Annotated in this window: 20 protein-coding genes; 4 read left to right on the top strand and 16 right to left on the bottom strand. The window is 62.8% G+C overall.

Annotation, left to right across the window (positions count from 1 at the left end; translation table 11 throughout):
• Positions 1 to 33 precede the first annotated feature (33 nt).
• From AC0L2Y_RS15285 to AC0L2Y_RS15265, 5 genes are all read right to left on the bottom strand, one after another.
• On the bottom strand, positions 34 to 1,785 hold the full coding sequence (locus tag AC0L2Y_RS15285) for an acetolactate synthase 3 large subunit (protein WP_473557385.1): 1,752 nt from the start codon (positions 1,783 to 1,785) through the stop codon (positions 34 to 36).
• 351 nt (positions 1,786 to 2,136) lie between these two features.
• On the bottom strand, positions 2,137 to 3,297 hold the full coding sequence (locus AC0L2Y_RS15280) for a PcfJ domain-containing protein (protein ID WP_473557384.1): 1,161 nt from the start codon (positions 3,295 to 3,297) through the stop codon (positions 2,137 to 2,139).
• Positions 3,298 to 3,516: 219 nt separating this feature from the next.
• Positions 3,517 to 4,044 (bottom strand): GNAT family N-acetyltransferase, encoded by a 528-nt coding sequence (locus AC0L2Y_RS15275; RefSeq protein ID WP_473557382.1) that lies wholly within the window; start codon positions 4,042 to 4,044, stop codon positions 3,517 to 3,519.
• A 21-nt stretch (positions 4,045 to 4,065) separates the two neighbouring features.
• A complete protein-coding gene (locus AC0L2Y_RS15270; protein ID WP_473557379.1) occupies positions 4,066 to 4,377 on the bottom strand; it encodes a hypothetical protein in 312 nt (103 codons plus the stop codon).
• 1 nt (position 4,378) lies between these two features.
• Positions 4,379 to 4,945: a helix-turn-helix domain-containing protein gene (locus tag AC0L2Y_RS15265; RefSeq protein ID WP_473557378.1), complete on the bottom strand. Its 567-nt coding sequence runs from the start codon at positions 4,943 to 4,945 to the stop codon at positions 4,379 to 4,381.
• A gap of 152 nt (positions 4,946 to 5,097) precedes the next feature.
• Between AC0L2Y_RS15265 and AC0L2Y_RS15260 the strand changes: the two genes are divergently transcribed.
• On the top strand, positions 5,098 to 6,924 hold the full coding sequence (locus AC0L2Y_RS15260; RefSeq protein WP_473557376.1) for an ATP-binding protein: 1,827 nt from the start codon (positions 5,098 to 5,100) through the stop codon (positions 6,922 to 6,924).
• Between the two features lie 36 nt (positions 6,925 to 6,960).
• Here AC0L2Y_RS15260 and AC0L2Y_RS15255 read toward each other — a convergent pair whose 3' ends face one another.
• The 3 genes from AC0L2Y_RS15255 to miaA all read right to left on the bottom strand — a co-directional run bounded on the left by AC0L2Y_RS15255 (position 6,961) and on the right by miaA (position 9,347).
• Complete coding sequence (locus tag AC0L2Y_RS15255; RefSeq protein WP_473557373.1) at positions 6,961 to 7,347, bottom strand: ester cyclase; 387 nt, start codon at positions 7,345 to 7,347, stop codon at positions 6,961 to 6,963.
• Positions 7,348 to 7,479: 132 nt separating this feature from the next.
• Positions 7,480 to 8,274 carry a GGDEF domain-containing protein gene (locus tag AC0L2Y_RS15250; RefSeq protein ID WP_254818928.1) on the bottom strand — a complete coding sequence of 265 codons (795 nt, stop codon included), beginning with the start codon at positions 8,272 to 8,274 and terminating at the stop codon, positions 7,480 to 7,482.
• A 104-nt stretch (positions 8,275 to 8,378) separates the two neighbouring features.
• A complete protein-coding gene (gene miaA, locus AC0L2Y_RS15245) occupies positions 8,379 to 9,347 on the bottom strand; it encodes a tRNA (adenosine(37)-N6)-dimethylallyltransferase MiaA (RefSeq protein WP_473557528.1) in 969 nt (322 codons plus the stop codon).
• On the opposite strand from miaA, the gene serB reads away from it, so the two are divergent.
• Positions 9,337 to 10,224 carry a phosphoserine phosphatase SerB gene (serB, locus tag AC0L2Y_RS15240; RefSeq protein ID WP_473557371.1) on the top strand — a complete coding sequence of 296 codons (888 nt, stop codon included), beginning with the start codon at positions 9,337 to 9,339 and terminating at the stop codon, positions 10,222 to 10,224. The genes miaA and serB overlap by 11 nt on opposite strands.
• The gene (locus AC0L2Y_RS15235; RefSeq protein ID WP_473557368.1) at positions 10,221 to 10,793 is read left to right on the top strand and encodes a GNAT family N-acetyltransferase; all 573 of its coding nucleotides are present in this window, start codon (positions 10,221 to 10,223) and stop codon (positions 10,791 to 10,793) included. Before serB ends, AC0L2Y_RS15235 begins: the two co-directional genes overlap by 4 nt.
• Before the next feature lie 47 nt (positions 10,794 to 10,840).
• On the opposite strand, the gene AC0L2Y_RS15230 is transcribed toward AC0L2Y_RS15235, so the two are convergent.
• The 5 genes from AC0L2Y_RS15230 to AC0L2Y_RS15210 form a co-directional block, all read right to left on the bottom strand.
• On the bottom strand, positions 10,841 to 12,358 hold the full coding sequence (locus tag AC0L2Y_RS15230) for a DegQ family serine endoprotease (RefSeq protein ID WP_352490304.1): 1,518 nt from the start codon (positions 12,356 to 12,358) through the stop codon (positions 10,841 to 10,843).
• 143 nt (positions 12,359 to 12,501) lie between these two features.
• The gene (hflC, locus tag AC0L2Y_RS15225) at positions 12,502 to 13,455 is read right to left on the bottom strand and encodes a protease modulator HflC (RefSeq protein ID WP_352490305.1); all 954 of its coding nucleotides are present in this window, start codon (positions 13,453 to 13,455) and stop codon (positions 12,502 to 12,504) included.
• Positions 13,455 to 14,549: an FtsH protease activity modulator HflK gene (hflK, locus tag AC0L2Y_RS15220; protein WP_352490306.1), complete on the bottom strand. Its 1,095-nt coding sequence runs from the start codon at positions 14,547 to 14,549 to the stop codon at positions 13,455 to 13,457. The genes hflC and hflK overlap by 1 nt, the downstream gene beginning before the upstream one ends.
• A gap of 160 nt (positions 14,550 to 14,709) precedes the next feature.
• Positions 14,710 to 15,228 carry a dihydrofolate reductase gene (locus AC0L2Y_RS15215; RefSeq protein WP_352490307.1) on the bottom strand — a complete coding sequence of 173 codons (519 nt, stop codon included), beginning with the start codon at positions 15,226 to 15,228 and terminating at the stop codon, positions 14,710 to 14,712.
• Entirely contained in the window at positions 15,228 to 16,238 is a 1,011-nt protein-coding gene (locus AC0L2Y_RS15210; RefSeq protein WP_473557365.1) for a DUF4424 domain-containing protein, read from the bottom strand. The genes AC0L2Y_RS15215 and AC0L2Y_RS15210 overlap by 1 nt, the downstream gene beginning before the upstream one ends.
• Before the next feature lie 141 nt (positions 16,239 to 16,379).
• On the opposite strand from AC0L2Y_RS15210, the gene cobF reads away from it, so the two are divergent.
• Positions 16,380 to 17,153, top strand: coding sequence for a precorrin-6A synthase (deacetylating) (gene cobF, locus AC0L2Y_RS15205; RefSeq protein WP_473557363.1), 774 nt, complete (start codon positions 16,380 to 16,382; stop codon positions 17,151 to 17,153).
• Between the two features lie 33 nt (positions 17,154 to 17,186).
• Here cobF and AC0L2Y_RS15200 read toward each other — a convergent pair whose 3' ends face one another.
• The 3 genes from AC0L2Y_RS15200 to modB form a co-directional block, all read right to left on the bottom strand.
• Positions 17,187 to 17,528 carry a winged helix-turn-helix domain-containing protein gene (locus tag AC0L2Y_RS15200; protein WP_023676697.1) on the bottom strand — a complete coding sequence of 114 codons (342 nt, stop codon included), beginning with the start codon at positions 17,526 to 17,528 and terminating at the stop codon, positions 17,187 to 17,189.
• 81 nt (positions 17,529 to 17,609) lie between these two features.
• Complete coding sequence (modC, locus tag AC0L2Y_RS15195) at positions 17,610 to 18,722, bottom strand: molybdenum ABC transporter ATP-binding protein (protein ID WP_473557361.1); 1,113 nt, start codon at positions 18,720 to 18,722, stop codon at positions 17,610 to 17,612.
• Positions 18,719 to 19,423, bottom strand: a complete 705-nt coding sequence (gene modB, locus AC0L2Y_RS15190; protein WP_473557358.1) for a molybdate ABC transporter permease subunit — start codon at positions 19,421 to 19,423, stop codon at positions 18,719 to 18,721. The genes modC and modB overlap by 4 nt, the downstream gene beginning before the upstream one ends.
• Positions 19,424 to 19,434: the final 11 nt, after the last annotated feature.

Below are 19,434 nucleotides of genomic sequence, written 5' to 3'. Positions count from 1 at the left end.
TCCGCTGTTTTCGCACAGCTTCCTTGAACCAGGCTACACCAGTTCCCTGCCCTTGGCGTCGATCGCGTTGGCCACAGCCTCGTCGGTCGCCTCGTCAGGCAACAGCATCTCGTTATGCGCCTTGCCCGACGGGATCATCGGGAAGCAGTTGGCGAGCGTCGCCACGCGGCAGTCGAACAGGACGGGCTTCTTGACCGCGATCATCTCCTTGATGGCGTCATCGAGCTCGTCCGGCTTGTCGCAGCGAATGCCGTGGCCGCCATAGGCTTCGGCGAGCTTGACGAAATCCGGCATCGCCTCGGTGTAGGAGTGCGACAGCCGGTTGCCGTGCAGCAGCTGCTGCCACTGCCGCACCATGCCCATATACTGGTTGTTGAGGATGAATATCTTGATCGGCGCCTCGTGCTGCACCGCCGCGCTCATCTCCTGCATCGTCATCTGCACCGAAGCGTCGCCGGCGATATCGATGACCAGCGCATCCGGGTGCGCGATCTGCACGCCGAGCGCGGCCGGCAGGCCGTAGCCCATCGTGCCCAGTCCGCCAGAGGTCATCCAGCGGTTCGGCTTCTCGAAGTGATAGTGCTGTGCCGCCCACATCTGATGCTGGCCGACCTCGGTGGTGATGTAGGTGTCGAGGTCTTTGGTCAGCGCATAGAGCCGCTGGACGGCATATTGCGGCATGATCACCTCGTGGTTCATCTTGTAGGCGAGCGAATCCCGGGCGCGCCATTTGGCAATCTGCTCCCACCACGGGTGAAGCGCTTTCTTGTCGGCCTTGGCGGTTGCCCGCCACAGCCGCACCAGATCTTCCAAGACGCGACCGACATCGCCGATGATCGGCACGTCGGTGTGGACGTTCTTGTTGATCGACGACGGGTCGATGTCGATGTGGATCTTCTTCGAATTCGGCGAAAACGCCGTCAGCCGCCCGGTGATGCGGTCGTCGAAGCGCGCGCCGATGCAGAGCATGACGTCGCAATCGTGCATCGCCATGTTCGCTTCATACGTGCCGTGCATGCCCAGCATGCCCATCCAGTTCTTGCCTGACGCCGGATAGGCGCCGAGGCCCATCAGCGTCGAGGTGATGGGAAAGCCGGTGAGGTCGACCAGCTCGCGCAGCAGATGGCTCGCCTCCGGGCCGGAATTGATGACGCCGCCGCCCGAATAGATGATCGGCTTCCTGGCGCCGGCCATCAGCTCGACCGCCACCTTGATCTTTTCCAGATCGCCCTGGACCTTCGGTTGGTAGCTGGTGCGCGGCGCCGTCTGCGGCGGGACATAGATACCCCTGGCGAACTGAACGTCCTTCGGGATGTCGACGACGACCGGACCAGGGCGGCCCGTCGTTGCCACATGGAAGGCCTCGTGGATCGTTGCCGCGAGCTCGTTGACGTCTTTCACCAGCCAGTTGTGCTTGGTGCAGGGTCGCGTGATGCCGACCGTGTCGCACTCCTGGAACGCGTCCGAGCCGATCAGCGAAGTCGGCACCTGGCCGGTCAGGCAGACCAGCGGGATCGAGTCCATCAGCGCGTCCTGCAATGGCGTCACCGCATTTGTCGCACCCGGCCCGGAGGTCACCAGCATGACGCCGGCCTTGCCGGTCGAGCGCGCGTAGCCTTCCGCCGCGTGGCCCGCGCCCTGCTCGTGACGGACGAGGATGTGCTCGACCTCGTCCTGCTGGAAGATTTCATCGTAGATTGGCAGAACCGCGCCGCCCGGATAGCCGAAAACATGCTTGACGCCATTGTCCTTCAGCGCCTGCACCACCATTTCGGCGCCAGTCATTTCGGCTCTTGGCATTTCGGTTCTTGGCATTTCGCGCCGCTCATTCTGTCCACTGCTCATCGGTCTGGTCCCATACTGTTCGCCGTCGGGCGATTGCTGGTCGTTTAGTCGTATTTCGGGCAATAAAAAAGGCCCCCGAGGGAGCCTGTGTCTTGCGCATGGGAGGTCATCGCCCGGCGGTTACACCGCCTTGCCCACGCGCTTTCCTACGAGAATGAGTGCCTTTTTCATGGTGGCGGACAATAGAATTGGTTTGACGCCGCTGTCAACGGCGAATGTGCACTTGGCCTGACTCGGGACATCCGCCCATTGTGCAACCGCGCGGCCTTTCCGCCGCGCGGGTCTTCCGTTTCAGGCGCAGAGCACCACCCCCCTCGCCTTGGCCCAGCGCTCGATGATCTTGCGTTCCTCGAGCGAGGCGAGACGATTGCCGAAACCGCGCACCTGCACCGCACGGTTTTGCGGGTCGAGTTCGATCGTCAGCAACCGCTCGATCTTGCCGAGCGCCGAGCGCCGCAGCACCCAGATCGAGGCATTGCCGGCGATGCATTTGGCCGCGTATATCGAGACGCAATGATGCATCGCCCGGCTCTCGGCGACCAGATCCTCGGCTGTCTTCAACTGACGGACGAAGAAACGCTCGCCATGCGCCTTTGCCTCCTTGGTCGACGGCTGCCAGTCCCAGTCGTCGAGGCGCGAGCCGTCCCAGGCGCGACCCTGCGACTGCGTCCCGGCAGTACGCGTGGCCCGCCCGGCAGCGCGGCGGCGCATTGCCTCGATGCGTTCGATCGCGGCAATGTCTCGATGCCATTCCAGCATCTGCCGACGCAGCGAGGCGAGCGTGCGACCCTTCAGGCTGTACGCCGCATCGCGCTGGTGCACGGCGCCGATATAGTCGCATAGATCGTCGATCTCCTCCTTCGACGCGGGCTGCCCGCAGAAGAACCGTGTCACCTCGCGCCAGAAGGCCAGATCGTTACGTGGCGTGCGCGCGATTTTCGACTTGGCAAGTCGGGCCGCCAACCCGGAATCATCCGTGTAGGACCGGGCGATCGCCACCCAAAACGCCTCGTCGAACGTGAAATCGCCGGGCAAGTTCAAGAAGCAATGCACCTCCTTGCGAGACAGCCACGCACAGGCGCCCGCCTTGTAGAGAGAGTCACCACGCGCCACCGCGATATACCAAGCCTTGCGAAGCGCAATCTCTTCGGCATTCAACCCCGAGCTGTCCAGCCAGATACCCTCGAGCGCGGCTGTAACGGGGTAGCGCGCATAGAGATGACGCGCCGCGGCCAGCCGCAGCCGCGCGGGGTCGCGCGTCTTCAGCTTTGGACGCCACAGCGCGCCGTCGCGGATCGCCATGCCGGCAAACCGGCGACGTGCCTCGTCGAGCGCCCGCTCGAAATCCGGAGCGGGACGCGGGACGGGAAAAACCCGCCGCAGCGTTACGGCATATGCTTCAATGCGTTCGCGCTCGGCATCCTGCCTGCGCTGGATCATGGACTTTGCCATGGCCGTTCTTCCCGATTGGAACTCTGTCAGCCGCACGCAATTCCAGCGTCGGCACGGAATGTGTCGATCTGGATCGCCGGGTCATTGACAGGTCTCCTTTCAGGACGACGGATCAGAATGGGCGGCTTCTCTAAGCTCGCCGCCAATTTGACGCAAGAGCTATTCTTTCCACGCCCTCCATAGTTTGACGGGTGTTGCAAAGGTGCATCGTCGTCGCCATCACCGTGTCCGGCCGATGCGTTTCCAATAGATGAGGGTAGCTGTGAGCCCGCCATGCGGCTTCAGCGCATAATCCGGTATTTCGCCGGCCAGCGTGAAGCCGAGCTTTTCATAGAGGCCGGAAGCCCCCTCTTCTTTTGCCGTGTCGAGGACCAACAGGGTACGGCCTTTCTCCATGGCAACGACTTCCGCCGCCTCCATCAGGCGGGTTGCTATGCCCTTGCCGCGGTAATCGAGGCGGGTCATCAGCTTGGCGATCTCGGCCCGGTGCGGCTGGTTGGGAGGGCAGTCGAGCAGCAAGGTGACTGTGCCGACCAGCGCCTCGCCGTTCCAGGCTCCAAGCACCGCCCTTTCGCCTCTGGCGGCCGCTTGAAGCGACTTGTTCCAGAAGGCCGCGGCCATCTCCGGCGCCAGCAGATGCATGAAGCTGACCGAGCCGCCGGCGGCGACTGTTCCGATCAGCAGATCGACCAGCATTTTTTGCGTTCCGTGAGTACTGGTGAGTGGCCTGATTTCGATCGAACTCATGTGGTTTCCCTGCGCCGCCCGTCAGTCGAAATGACTGGATCGCTTCCGCTTCCTGGCCCGGCGGATTTCCGCGATGCGATCAGCGTCTTCCTCTTGCAGATGTCGCCCGCGTTCCAGCAGTTCGAGCGTGTATTCCTCATAGGTCAGGCCCAGCCGCTCGGCCTTGTCCAGCCGCATCAGCATGATCTCGCGGCTCGGCACTTTCCATGCCTGGGCATGGGCGGTCCGCCAGGCAAGAAAGACATAGGGATCGCCCTTGCCCCAGGGCGGACCGTTATAGTCGTCGAGCGGCGGACCGCCATTGTCGGAGCGTTTCGGACGGCGCGCCTTCACCTCAGCTCCTGGCCAACGCAACCAGATAGTCGGCGGCGTCCGGGCCCGGAGCGTGAAAGACGCAATCGGATGGCGCGCCGAGCGCCAGGCAGTCGCCGGGTTCGAGGCTGTGAACGATGTCGCCCTCGGTGAATTCCAGCCGCCCGGAGATCAGCCAGATCTGTTGCCTGATGAAGGCATAGGACGCCGCCGGGAAACTTACCTTGGCGCCCACCGGCAGTTGGACTCGGATCAGTTCGAGCGGCATGTCCGAAACCGGCGAAAGGTGCCGCCGCACATAACCGGTAGCCGGATCGCTCCAGACCGGCTGATCACGTTCGCGAAGCAGGCCGCCGCCTTGCAATTCCGCCCTTGCTATCAAAGTGGAGAGCGTCATGCCGAAGGCGGCCGCAATGCGCACGAGGAGTGCCGCCGTCGGGCTCGTCATGCCGCGCTCTATCGTGCTCAGCATGGCTTTCGAGACATCGGACCGCTCCGCCAATTCAGCCAGGGACCAGCTGCGAACCACCCTTTCGGCATGTATTCTTCTGCCGATGGTCGAGGATATGTCGTTCGCTATATCATCCATTAGTCCGATATATCGAAGATTTTTCGACGAAGCAACGACCGTTTCGTCCAGTTTTCGTAAACTCCTTAATGTCCGCTAAACCATCCGGCCTCATCCCACCTTAACCCCGTTCGCCTAGGCTCATCACTCGGGAAAAGGGGACCGGCCTGTCCATGCTCGTTGAACGCGAAGCCTCCATTGGAGAATCGACTTTGCTGGAGCGCCGCAGGGCGGAGCAGAACGACAAGCGGATTCTGGGCAATGTCGTGCAATGCGACGGGGCGCGCGCCACCATCAGCGCCTATGCCGACGATATCGAAGGCACGGTCACCGGTCTGTGGAGCGTCGGCAAGATGATCTCGATCAATCTCGGCACATCACGAACCGTCGGCCTGGTCTACGAAATCGGCAAGTCGGATCGTGCCTGGAGCAGCGAGGGCCAGAATCCGATCGAGGTCAGCATCGAATTGATCGGCGAGGTGCGCGACGGTGCCGAACCCGGCGCGAAGCCGGTCTTCGACCGTGGCATCACGACCTATCCGCATATCGGCGCCATTGCCCATCGTATCCGCAGCCGCGATCTGCAGGCCGTCTACGATCTCGCCGGTCGTCATTCGATCACCATCGGCACGTTGTCGCAGGACGAGGCCATCGACGCCAATATCGCCATCGACGATACGCTGGCGCGGCATTTCGCCATTGTCGGCACCACTGGGGTCGGCAAATCGACCGCCGTCTCGCTGCTCTTGCGCAAGTCGATCGCCGCCCGGCCCGACCTGCGCGTGCTCATCCTCGATCCACACAACGAGTTCGCCGCGTCGTTGCCCGAATATTGCGTCAGGGTCGATTCGACGACGCTCGACCTGCCCTTCTGGATGTTCAAGCTCGAAGAATTTGCCGAAGTGCTGTTTCGCGGCCGCGAGACGATCCCGGAAGAGGTCGACGCCTTGCGCGATCTTATTCCCGCGGCCAAGAACCTCTACCGCAATCCTAACTCCGGCAACTTTCTTCGGCGCAGCACCGATGCGCTGACCGCCGACGCTCCGGTGCCCTATCGCATTGCCGACCTCATCAAGCTGGTCGACGAGCGCATGGGATTGCTGGAAAGCAAGAACGATCGCCCGACCCTCAGGTCACTGAAGACACGTATCGAATTGGCGGCATCCGATCCGCGCTACCGTTTCATGTTCAACTCGCGCCTGATCGAAGACACCATCCACGAGACGATCGGCAACATTTTCCGCGTGCCGCATCATGGCCGCCCGGTGACCTGCTTCGAAATGGCCGGCATGCCTTCCGAGGTTGTCAATTCCGTTTGCTCGGTGCTGGCGCGGCTGGCCTTCGACCTGGCGTTGTGGAGCGAAGGCCGCCTGCGGCTGCTCTTCCTGTGCGAGGAAGCGCATCGCTACATGCCGGCCGATCTGCGTCTCGGTTTCGCACCGACGCGGCACGCGCTGTCGCGCATCGCCAAGGAAGGCCGCAAATATGGCTGTTATCTCGGCGTCGTCACCCAGCGCCCGGGCGAACTCGACCCGACCATCCTGTCGCAGTGCTCGACGTTCTTTGCCATGCGGCTCGCCAACGAGCAGGACCAGGCGATCATCCGCTCGGCGATCGCCGACTCCTCGGCTTCGACGCTGGCGTTCCTGTCTTCCATGGGCCAGCGCGAGGCCATCGCCTTCGGGGAAGGCGTGGCGACGACGATGCGGATGAAGTTCGAAAAGCTCTCCGAGGATTTGATCCCCGGCACGGCCAAGCGCGCGGACGCCTTGCCGTCCGAAACCGGCGACGAGGTCGACCTCGTGGCGATCGTCGAACGGCTGCGCAACGTGCCTAAATCACAGCAGGCAATGCCTTTCGCGGAAGTCGTCGATCCGGGCCGCCAGGCCGGCGATTCGGACTATCGCAAGCCGTCGGCCGCACGCACCCAGCGGAACGACGATTTCGACTTGCGCTACGGCCTCAAGCCGGCGACCTTCGGGCTGCGTCCCCCAGAGTGATTGAGCCGAGCGACTTTTAGGCAGCGCCCGCAGATATCACAGCTGAGCTTCGATGGCTGTCTTGTCTATAACTGACCACACCTGGCGAATTTTCCCTCTCTGAAACTCATAGAATACGTTCTCGGCAAACGAAATTCTCTTCCCGCTTACATCGAGCCCAAGGAACGTTCCCCTTGGCGCGCAGTCGAAGCTTAGCCGGCTCGCTATATAAGGCGGATCGGCAACCAATAGCTGAATGTCGAAGTAAAGGTCCGGAATTTCGTCGAAGTCTCTCACCAACATTTCGAGATAGCCGGACAATCCGAGCTTGCGACCGTTGTGGGTCACTTCATCATGAACAAACCGCCACAGATTTGGCCAATCCTGCTTGTTCAGGCATGCAATGTAGTCCCGGTAAAGATCGGAGAGGTCGGATTTGGTCACGGCAACACCTCTATTTCCGGCAAGCTCCGCAAAGGCAGCATCTCAGCTTGACTGGATGACGTCGGTCTGCGTGCATCGGAAACGCAGAAAACGATACCAGACGGCCAGCATCACGAATTCAATGACGGAATTTCAGGCACAGACGCGGTTGCGACCTTGCCTCTTCGCCTCATAGAGCTGGCGGTCGGCGCGGCGATAGAACTCCTCGGCGGTCTCCTTGCGATCCCAGACGGCAAGCCCGACGCTAGTGGTAATTTTCAGTCGGACATTGCCTGTCAGCACCGACATGTTGGCGATCGCCTTGCGGATGCGCTCGGCAAATTTGGACAGCAGCTCGGCGTCCATATTGGGCGTGACCACCGCGAACTCCTCGCCGCCCAGGCGCGCCACCACGTCGTGATAGCGTGTCATGTCCTTGAGACAGTTGGCGACGGCCCGCAACACCTCGTCGCCGACATCGTGGCCGTGGCTGTCGTTGACCTGCTTGAAATGGTCAAGGTCGAGGATCATCAGCCCTACTGGTTTTTCGATGCGACGGAACTCTTCGAGATATTCCTTCAGCGCATCGTCGAAGTAGCGCCGGTTCTGCATGCCGGTGAGGCTGTCGGTGAGCGCCGCATGCTCCAGCGTCTCCGAACGCGCGCTGAGCGAAACGGTCATGGCGCGCAGCTTGCCTTCTTCCGTCGCCTGCTTTCGGATCAACGGGTAGATGAAGAAAATGCCGAAGAACAGCGCAGTCGCCAGCAGCACGCCGGTCGCAAACAGCAGCTTGTTGAGATAGATGATTTCATCGAGTTCCGAAGGCGTATTGCTAATGTCGGCGGCCAGGGTTTGCAGGAGCCCATAGGCGTAAAGCGTCACCAGGCCGGCGGCCAGGATCACAAAAATAAAGACGAAAAAGGCTGATTCCGCCTTGTGGAAACGCATCTGCTCCCCGTTGGAAAGTTCCCATCGATCTTATGGCACGCGGGAACTTACGGACAGTTAACCTGGACAACTTCAACGCGAAATGTTCCCTCGGTGTCAACTTTTCAGGTTGCGCTCGAAGGAGGGGGTGAGAGCATCGAGTCGATGCCCTCACCAGGACGCAATCTCTGCCATTCCGGGCCCAATTGGTGTCTGAACCAGGTCGCCTGCCGTTTGGCATATTGCCGCGTCGCGATTTTCGCGCGCTCGATGGCCTCGGGAAAACTGAAGGCGCCGGCCAGCGCGGCCTGAAGCTCGCGAACACCGATTGCTTTCATCGCCGGCAGGTCGGGATCGAGGCCGAGCGCTGAAAGCTGTTTGACCTCGTCCAGTGCCCCCTTGTCCAGCATACGGTCGAAGCGGGCATCGATCCGCTCTAACAGCGCCGCTCGCTCCGGCTCGATGACGAAAAAGCGCGCGCTGCTCCTGTCGATCAACGGCCGGCCACGCGCGGCCTGCCAGTCCAGGATGGAACGGCCCGACGCGTCGAGCACCTCCAGTGCCCGCACGATGCGCTGGCCATCCGTCGGCTTCAGCATCATGCCGGCCGCAGAATCCTCGCGCAACAGGATGCGGTGCAATCTCACTGCACCCTGTTCCTGGAGCTCGTAGCGCCAGCGATCGCGGATCGATTTCGGAATGTCGGGCATCTCCGAGATACCTTCCGTGAGCGCCCGGAAATAAAGCCCGGTACCGCCGACGAAAATCACTGGCCGCTCCGAGAGCGTGCCGTCGTCGATCAGTTTCGTGACATCACGCAACCAGGCGCCGGTGGAATACGCGGTGGACGGATCGACGTGTCCATAAAGAAAGTGGGGAACGCGGGCGAGTTCGGCAGGACCAGGCCGCGCCGTCAGCACGTCGAGCACCGAATAGCCTTGCATGGAATCGGTGTTGACGATGACACCGCCATTGCGCTCGGCGAGGTCGAGTGCGAGCGCCGACTTGCCGCTGGCGGTCGGCCCGGCTATCAGGATCGCGTTCTTCACGCGGCCTTCGCCCGCCTGTCCGCTGGAATTTTCGATGCCGCTGATCGCCACGCTTCTATCCCATCCCGCCAGCCGCGCATTGACGCCGACGCTAGCGAATATGGCCTCGCGGTCGGTCGGCGCAAGCGCTGTTCGCTGGCTGGCCGAAGGCATCGCCTGCGAGCTCGACTTGCCGGAGACCGCCGACGCATCCGAAATAACGGCGCGCCTGCATGCCGCGTTTGCTTCCGAACCGATCGACGTGGCCGTCCAGCCGGCTGAGAACAGGCGCAAGAAGATCCTGATCGCCGACATGGATTCGACGATGATCGACCAGGAATGCATCGACGAGCTTGCCGACGAGATCGGCGTCAAGGATCGTGTCGCCGCCATCACCGCGCGATCGATGAACGGCGAGATCGCATTCGAGCCGGCCTTGCGCGAGCGCGTGGCCCTGCTCGAGGGTCTCGATGCCGCAATCATCGACCGCATCATAGATAATCGCCTGACGCTTGCCTCCGGCGGCCGCACGCTCGTCCAGACAATGGCGGCCAATGGCGCCTGGACGGCGCTGATCTCCGGTGGCTTCGACATCTTCACCACCCGCATCGCAGCATTGCTCGGCTTTCACGAAAATCGCGCCAACCGCCTGATCGAGCAGGATCGCCGATTCACCGGCTTGGTCGCCGAACCGATCCTCGGCCGCGCCGCCAAGGCCGAAGCCCTTATCGAGATTTCCGCCCGCCTCGGCCTGACGCCTGCCGATGCCATTGCCGTCGGCGATGGAGCCAACGATCTCGACATGATCCGTCTTGCCGGCATCGGCGTCGCCTTGCATGCCAAGCCGGCCGTGGCAGCCGAGGCAAAGATCCGCATCGACCACGGCGACCTCACCGCCTTGCTTTATCTGCAGGGTTATCGCCGGGAGGAATTTGTCGAATGACGCCGATCCGCACCGAGCGCCTGATCCTGCGCAACTGGGAAGATCGTGACCGCGAGCTCTTCCATCGCATCAATTCCGACGAGCGCGTCATGGAATTCTTTCCGTTTCGGCGCGATCGTGCCCAGTCGGACGCCAAGATGGAGGAGTTGCGCGCGGCTATCGATCGCGACGGCTTCGGCTTCGCGGCCGCTGAGATCGCAGCCACAGGTGAATGCATCGGCTTCGTCGGCATAACCCGCACCGATCATTTGCCATTCCTGCCGCCCGGCACAATCGAGATCGGCTGGCGGCTGGCACCCGAATTCTGGGGCCGCTTCTATGTCACCGAAGCAGCCGAAGCCTGGCTCACCTATGGCTTTGAAAGACTTGGCCTCGACGAAATCGTGTCCTTCGCCGTCAAGGATAACAGCCGGTCCACTGCCGTCATGGAGCGCCTGGGCATGATCGCCGACCCGGCCTCCGACTTCGACCATCCCGGTGTTCCGGACAGCCACACCGCACTCAGGCGACATGTCTTTTACAGGCTGCCACGCACAGACTGGCAGGCAAGAAAAAGGGCGGCCCGCTAGCCGCCCTTTTTCTTTTCAAGATCAGAGTGTTACAGGCTCATCCGGACTCAATCCATCCGGATCGTCACAAACCTCAGCTCGCCGGTCTTCGACGCCAGCATCAAAAGCGCGTTCTTGCGCCCTTGCTCCTTCAGCGCGCCGATCCGGTCCATGACGTCCTTGGGCGTCGCGACCGATTCCTGCGCGATCTCGGTGATCACCTCGCCCGGCTGGATGCCGCGTTCGGCCGCCGCCGAATCCTTTGAGACGTCGGTCACGACGACGCCGGAGACGTCGGCGGCGATGCCGAACTTCGTGCGCGTCTCATCGTTGAGCTCGCCGATCGTCATGCCGAGCACAGCAGCCGTCGAAACTGCAGGCGCCTTGTCGGCATCGTCCTGGTCGGTATTGCCATTTTCACCGCCGCTGGCAAGCTTTTCGCCATCCTCGAGCCGGCCGAGCGTCACCTTGACCGTCTGCTCGACCCCTTTGCGTACGATGATCACGTCGACCGCCTTGCCGACCGGGCTCTCCGCCACGACGCGTGGCAGGTCGCGCATTTCGTGGATGTCCTTGCCGTCGAACTTGATGATCACGTCGCCGGCCTGGATTGTGCCGTTGTCGACCGGCCCGCCCTTGATGACGCCGGCAACCAGCGCGCCCTTGGCGGTCGCCATGCCCAGGCTCTCGGCAATGTCGTCGGTCACCGGCTGGATGCGCACGCCGAGCCAGCCGCGCCGCGTCTCGCCGAACTGGCGAAGCTGGTCGACGACGCCCGATGCAAGCTGCGATGGGATCGAGAAGCCGATGCCGATCGAGCCGCCTGACGGCGAGATGATTGCCGTGTTGATGCCGATGACCTCGCCGCTGCTGTTGAACAGCGGTCCACCGGAATTGCCGCGGTTGATCGCGGCATCGGTCTGGATGAAGTCGTCATACGGGCCGGAATTGATGTCGCGATTGCGCGCGGAGACGATGCCGACCGTCACCGTGCCGCCGAGACCGAACGGATTGCCGATCGCCATCACCCAGTCGCCGACACGCATCGTGTTGGAATCGCCGAACTTCACCGCTGTCAGCTTGTGCCCTTTCGGATCGACCTTCAGCACCGCGACGTCGGTCTTGGTGTCGGTGCCGACCAGCGTCGCCTTGAGCGTCACCCCGTCGGAGAAATTCACCTCGATGTCGTCGGCATCGGCAATGACGTGGTTGTTAGTCACCACGATGCCCTGCTCGGCGTCGACCACAAAGCCGGAGCCTAGCGACTGCACCTTTTGACCGCCGCCGCCCTTGTCGCCGCCACGGTTCTTGAAGAAATCGTCGAAGAAGTCCTGGAAGGGTGAGCCTTCCGGGAGTTGCGGCATCGGCACCGCGCCCGGCCCCTCAGTGCCCTTCACCGTCTGCGACGTCGAGATATTGACCACCGCGCCGAGCAGGCCGGCGGCGAGATCGGCAACCGAGGGCGGCCCGTCGGCTGCCACTGTCGGCGTCACGAACGACGGAACGGCAACGGCGCCGACCAGAAGCGCAGCGGCCCCGGCGATGAACGTCCGCCTCGCTGAACGCAGAAGGGTGGTGGATGTCATCGAAAGGCCTCCGGGTGTTCTAAAAACGCGCTTCGGCAAAAACGCCGCGTCGCGTCATGTTGGCAAGAAATAAGGCACGTTTGCGGCTACGGCTACCGCCAGAGGATAAATCCTCCGTTACGCCGGCTATCCCTGCACCGGCCCTACTGGCCGGTGCCTGGCTGCGCCGCCGGTGCGGCGGGAGCGGCAGGTGGTGCTGCCGGGGCTGCAGGCGTTTCCTTGCTGTCCGGGTCGCGAAAGAAGCGGAAGAACTCGGAATTCGGCGACAGCACCATCGTCGTTCCGGTGCTGTTCAGCGCCGTGCCATAGGCATTCATCGATCGATAGAAATCGAAGAAGGCCGGATCGCGCTGATAGGCCCCGGCAAACGTCGCGCTGCGCTGGGCTTCACCTTCACCGCGCAGGATTTCAGACTCTTTCTGGGCTTCCGCGACGATTTCGACCACTTCGCGGTCGGCGCGAGCCCTGATCCGCTGCGCTGCCTCATTGCCTCGCGCCCTCAGCCGCTCGGCTTCGGCGAGACGTTCGGCCTTCATGCGGTCGAAGGTCTGCTGCGAGACTTCGGCCGTGAGATCGGTGCGGCGGATGCGGACATCCTCGATCTGCAGGCCAAGCGAGGTGGCATCGGGCCTCAGCTGATCGCGCACCTCGCGCATCATTACGGCACGCTCTTCCGAGAGTGCCGCCTCGAAGTCGCGCAGGCCGTAGACGCGGCGCAAGGCGGCGTCGAGACGCGTCCTCAGCCGGGCCTCGGCCAGTTCGATCTGGCCGGAGACCGCGGCGCGGAACACACGCGGATCCGAGATGCGATAGGCGATGAAGGCATCGACCTCATAGAACTTGCCGCCCGAAACCTGGACGCGGATGTTGTCGAGGTCGAAGCGCAGGACCCTGTTTTCGATCAGCTGCACGGTGTCGGCATCGAAGAAGGAGAATGGCGCCTTGAAATAGATGCCCGGCTGGTTCTTGACGTCGACGATTTCGCCGAACCTGAGCACCAGCGCCTGCTGGCGCGCATTGACGACGAAGACCGACGAATAGAGCAGGAACAGGATGACCGCGGCGATGACCGCAATGACGGGAAGACGGTTGGCCATCACTGGTTTCCTCCGGTGGCCGGTGCCGGCGCCTTCTGCTGCAATGCCGGCAGCGGCAGGTAGGGAACGACCCCTTGCCCGTTGCCTTGCTCGACGATGACCTTGCTCGAATCCTTCAGCACCCTCTCCATCGTTTCCAGGTAGAGCCGCTTGCGCGTCACCTCCGGCGCCTTGGCATATTCGTCATAAACCGAGATGAAGCGCTGCGCCTCGCCTTCGGCCTCCTGCACGACCCGGTTCTTGTAGGCGGCCGCGTCTTCGCGGATCTGTGCGGCCGCACCGCGCGCCTGGCCGAGCTTCTGATTGGAATACTGATTGGCCTGCTCGACGAACTTGTCCTCGTCTTGCTCGGCGCGCTGCACCTCGTCGAACGCGTCCGCCACCTCGCGCGGCGGCGCGGCGTCCTCGATCGAAATGGCGTTGACATTGAGGCCGGCCTTGTAGCCGTCCAGCGTCGTCTGGATGATCTCACGCACCGACGCCGCAATGCCTTGCCGGTCGTCGCGGAAAATGTCCTGCGCCGGGCGCCGGCCGACAGCTTCGCGCATCGCGCTTTCGGCGACCTGCTGCAGCATGCCGTCCGGGTCGGACACGTCGAACAGATAGGCCTTAGGGTCGGAGACCTGATAGGCCACAGAGAACTGCACATTGACGATGTTCTGGTCGCCGGAAAGCATCAGGCCGTTGCCGCTGGAACTGCCGCCGCCGATACTGACAAGCTGCTCGGCAATGTTGGCGGTCTCGACCGTTTCGATGGGCCACCAATGGAAATGCAGGCCAGGCTGCGAGAGCTCCGCCTTCGGCTGGCCGAACCTGAGCTCGACCGCAACTTCGTCGGGCTGCACTGTGTAGACCGCCTTGAACGCCCATAGCACCACCAGCGCCGCAGCTATCAGTCCGAACACGGCCGGGCTCGCGCCACCGCCGCCCGGCAGTGCGCGCCGCAACCTGTCCTGCCCACGCCGGATGATATCCTCGAGATCGGGAGGCGAGCCCTGCGGGCCGCTGGGTCCCTTGGGTCCCTGTCCCCAAGGTCCCTGATTGTTGCCGCCGCCCCATGGGCCGCCGCCGCCGCTCTTGTCGTTCCAGGGCATGAATGTCCTTTCGCTTGGAATTCCCTCAAGCGCCGGCTCGCCGGCGCAAAATCCAATATTATTCTTCTATAGGGATGCAACGGCACGCTTTCAACGCGATCGGCTGCCGTCACGGTCCACCTTTGGGTCCATTTAGACCTGTCGCGACGCTTTGTCGTCTTCAATTCACGTCGCGGCGACGCTCGTAAACCGAATAGCGTGTCGCATGGCTGTCCTTCTCACCGGCCTCAACCTCCTGTGAGCGGACGATCCGCCATAGCGCCGGGTCGATCGGCGGGAAATGGGCGTCGCCGTCGACCGCGGCCAGAACATGGGTCACGTGCAGCCGATCGGCCAGCGGCAGCGCCTGAGCATAGATCTCGCCGCCGCCGATGACGCAGATCTCGTCGGCGCCGGCCATGCAGCGCCCGCGCACCGTCGCCAGCGCGATTGCGTCCTCGATCGAGTGCGCGACTTCGACGCCCTCGGCGCGCCATGCCCTGTCCCGCGTCACCACGATGTTGAGCCTGCCCGGCAATGGGCGGCCGATGCCTTCATAGGTCTTGCGGCCCATGATGATGGGTTTGCCCATCGTATCGGCTTTGAACCGCTTGAGATCGGTGGACAGCCGCCACGGCAACCCACCCTCGCGCCCGATCACGCCGTTCTCGGCGATGGCGACATAAATCGCGAGGTCCATCAGCCGCCGTTTCCGCCATCGGATGGCTCCAGCAGCAATATGTCTATGTCGTGCTCGGGGTAGAAGTTCTGCGCCTTCATTTCGAACGTCGTCGGTCCGACCTTCCTGACGTTTTCGCCGCAAAACGAGACCAGGTTCTTCGGATCGCCCTTGTCGACGGTCAGCTTGAACGTACCGATGTTTCCCGACGCCCAGTTGCCGCCCGTGGTCAGGATATAGGCGATGCGGTTCTCGAAATATTTGGGGTAGCCGTCGGGATCGTCCTTGGCTGCCTTGCGCACGGCGTTTTCGAAGGCATCGTCCATGCAGTAGCGTGTCTTGTAGGCGGCATACTGGCCCTGGAACTGGCCATCATAGAAGAAGCTGACCGAGGAGGTGCCGCCGACGCTCGGCTTGTAGCGATGCGAGACATGGACCGCCTTGTTGGCTGGAAAAGTCGAGCGCCACCAATAGGTCGATCGCAATTGCCAGAACGGCGTGTAGACGGTCTTCATGCCCGAACCGTCGTCGGCAGTGTCCTCGATGATGATGCCGCGGTTGACCCAGTCGTCGGTGACCGCTTGCGGAAGCTTTGCCAGCGCTGCCTTGGCCGCGTCGCCGAACGGATAGAACGGCACGCCCTGCGCCTTCAGGTCGGCGCCGATATCGATGCCGAGCGCGAACACTTTCTGCTCGAGCTGCGGCTTTGCCGGCACCCCGTCGATCGTCACTTCGAAGCCGAGGAAATTGTCGCTCTGTGCCTCCGGAATCGCCGGGATTTCTTCGGGGTCGCCTTCGATGTCGGGCATCGGAAAGGCGACGATCGCATCGACATCCTTGTCGGTGTTGTTGCGGAAGACATAATCGACCGTCACCTTTTCCGGCGAGATGTAGAGATCCTCGCTTTCCATCGCCACCGCATCGCTGCGCGAAAGGATCAGCCCACCGGTGCCGAGTTCGGCAACCGAATCATTGGCGAGCGCAGGCGTAGCCGAGAGCGCCAACGCTGCGGTCAGGACGTAACGGAACATGGAAACTCCCCCGGCGAAAATGCCAACATGACTCTAGCCGTTCAATGTGGCCTTTCAAAGCCTTTCGGCAAACGCGCCAGCGCCTGCCGGCATGTCATGTCGGTCTAGACACGCCGGTCCCGATCGGGCAGGAGTTCGCCCATGCGCAAGCTTCTTGTCATTGGCATCGGCGCCGGCAATCCGGAGCACATGACGGTCCAGGCCATTAACGGCCTCAATCGGGCCGACGTGCTATTCATTCCCGACAAGGGCGCCAAGAAGAACGATCTCGCCGAATTGCGCCGCCAGATCTGCGACCGCTTCGTCACTAACCCAAACTCGCGCCGCGTTGAATTCGATGTGCCGGTGCGCGCCGAGCCGGCGCCTTCCTACCGCTCGACTGTCGACGACTGGCACGAGGCGATCGCCGCGATCTACGAAGGCCTGATCCGCGACGAACTCCCCGAAGATGGCTGCGGCGCCTTCCTGATCTGGGGCGATCCGTCGCTCTACGACAGCGCGCTGCGCATCCTCGAGCGCGTGCACCTCAGAGGCAATGTCGCGTTCGAGCTGGAGGTCATCCCTGGCATCACCGCCATCCAGGCACTCGCAGCCAGCCACAAAATGGCATTGAACCGCATCGGCGACGCTATTTTGATCACCACCGGCCGCCGGCTCGCCGAGGAAGGTCTGCCCGAAAACGCCGGCAGCACCATCGTCATGCTGGACGGCAAATGCGCCTTCAATACGCTGGACGACAAGGACGTTACCGTCCACTGGGGCGCCTATCTCGGAACGCCCGACGAGATCGTGATCTCGGGCCGGATTGGCGACGTCGGCGACGAGATTGTGAGCACCCGTGAGGAGGCCCGCCGGAAAAAAGGCTGGATCATGGACACCTATCTGCTGCGCAAGCCCGGCGAGCCTGAGGAGTAGCAGAGATCGAGCGCGGCATGAATTCCGCCGAATTCACGCAGCGTCGATCTCGGCCTGCAGCGCCTCCATATGCGCCGCCGCTGCTGAAGACGCAGCCCGCTCGATCGCGCGGAAGCGGCTGACCACAGCAAGGCCGACCGACGTCAACTGGGCGCCACCGCCTTTCTTACCGCCCGTCTGTGCCGCAACCAGCGGTTTACCGAACACGCGGTTCATGTCTTCGACCAGATCCCAAGCGTGCTTATAAGACATCTCCATGCCGCGCGCCGCGGCCGAAATCGAGCCGAAGGCGGCGATCTGTTCCAGAAGCTCGATCTTGCCCGGCCCGATGCGGCCGTCTGGGTCGAGATTTATCCGCAAACTCAGCGACGGCATTTGCTCCTCCGCGGTCACGCTATTCTACAAGTTCTCCAGCGATACCGCTATTCCAAAACAATATAGCGTCTCATCGGCCGTTCACCCATCCGCCTCGGCCGGCAAGCCGGCGCCGGTATTCGCCCGGTCGAAGCTCACTGTCTTGACCACCGCGAAGACTGTTCGACCAGGCCGAAGCCCCAGCGTCTGCCGCGATTGTTCGGTGATGCGGGCAAGCACGGTTGCGCCATTGCAGTCGAGGCCAATCTCGACCGTAGGCCCTTCGCCCGGTTCTATCGCCACAATCGTGCCCGGCAGTATGTTGAGCGCGCTGAGGCCGACCGGCTGCTCGGTGGCGATCATCACGTCGCGGGCACGGATGCGGACGCGCACCGGCGCACCGACCGGCGTTGCCAGAAGCGGCACACGGATCTCGCCCGCCAATGAGCCCAGCACGGTCATGCCAAACGCCTCGTCGTGGCGCAGAACCGCGGCATCCAGAACGGCACCGCCCTCGCCGCGCTCTTCGGCCGGCAACAGATCCAGACGCTGCATGATCGCTCCGGTCGGACCGGAAGCGGCGACCTTGCCTTGCATCAGCACCACGACGTCGCTCGCCAGCCGCGCGACTTCGGCGATCGAGTGGCTGACATAGACGATCGGAATTTTCGTCTCGTCGCGCAGCCGCTCGATATAAGGCAAGATCTCGGCCTTGCGCGCCTCGTCGAGCGAAGCCAGCGGCTCGTCCATCAGCAGCAATTTCGGACTGGCAAGCAGCGCCCGGCCGATTGCCACGCGCTGCTTCTCGCCACCGGAGAGTTTTGCCGGCCGCCGGTCGAGCAAATGGCCGATCCCGAGCAGTTCGACCACGCTATTGATATCCGCATAGCGCTCGGCAGCCGGCGTGAACCAGCGGCCATAGCGCAGATTGCTCGCCACGCTCATATGCGGAAACAGCCGCGCATCCTGGAACACCATGCCGATCCGCCGCTTGTGCTTCGGCACGAACAGGCCTGCATCGCTATCGACTAGAACGCGGCCCTCGGCCGCGATACGGCCTTTGTCGGGGCGGATCAGCCCGGCAATCAAATTGATCAGCGTCGTTTTTCCGGAGCCGGAAGGCCCGAACAGCGCAGTCAGCCGCCCGGCGCTCTCAAAGCGGGCATTGACGACGAAATCGCCAAGCCGGTGGCTGATGTCGACCTGAACCGTCATTCGATGTCCATCCGCCGGCCGACGCGCCGCGCCAGCACTTCCGAGGCCACGAGTGCAGCCATCGAGATGACGATAGAGATCAGCGTCAGCCTGAGCGCGCCGGCGTCGCCGCCGGGAACCTGCGTGAACGTGTAGATCGCCGACGGCAGCGTCTGCGTCTCGTTGGGGATGTTGGAGACGAAGGTGATCGTCGCGCCGAATTCGCCCATCGCCTTGGCGAAGGAGAGGATCGCACCGGCGATCAGCCCGGGCAGTATCAACGGCAGCGTGATCGTGCCGAATACCCATAGCGGATTGGCGCCGAGCGTGCCGGCGGCCGCCTCGATTTTGCGGTCGACCGCTTCGATCGACAGCCGGATCGCCCGCACCATCAGCGGAAAGCCCATCACACCGCAGGCGAGCGCGGCGCCCGTCCAGCGAAAGGAAAAAACGATGCCGAAATGCTCGGCCAGGAAAGCGCCGGCCGGACCGCGCTTGCCGAAAGTCAAAAGCAGCAAATAGCCGGTCACCACCGGCGGCAAGATCAGCGGCAGATGCACCAGGCCGTTGAGCAGTGTCTTGCCCCAGAACTGGCCGCGGGCGAGCACAAGGGCGATTGCTACGCCCGGCGGCAGGCTGGCAATCATCGCCACGGTCGCCACTTTGATGGATAGCCGGACGGCATTCCATTCGTTGGGAGCGAGATCCAGCAGCCAGCTCATGCTCAGGGCCG

Source organism: Mesorhizobium sp. WSM4830 (genome assembly GCF_055811495.1).
The sequence above is the reverse complement of the archived record's forward strand: the minus strand, read 5'-3'. Positions and strand labels throughout refer to the sequence as shown.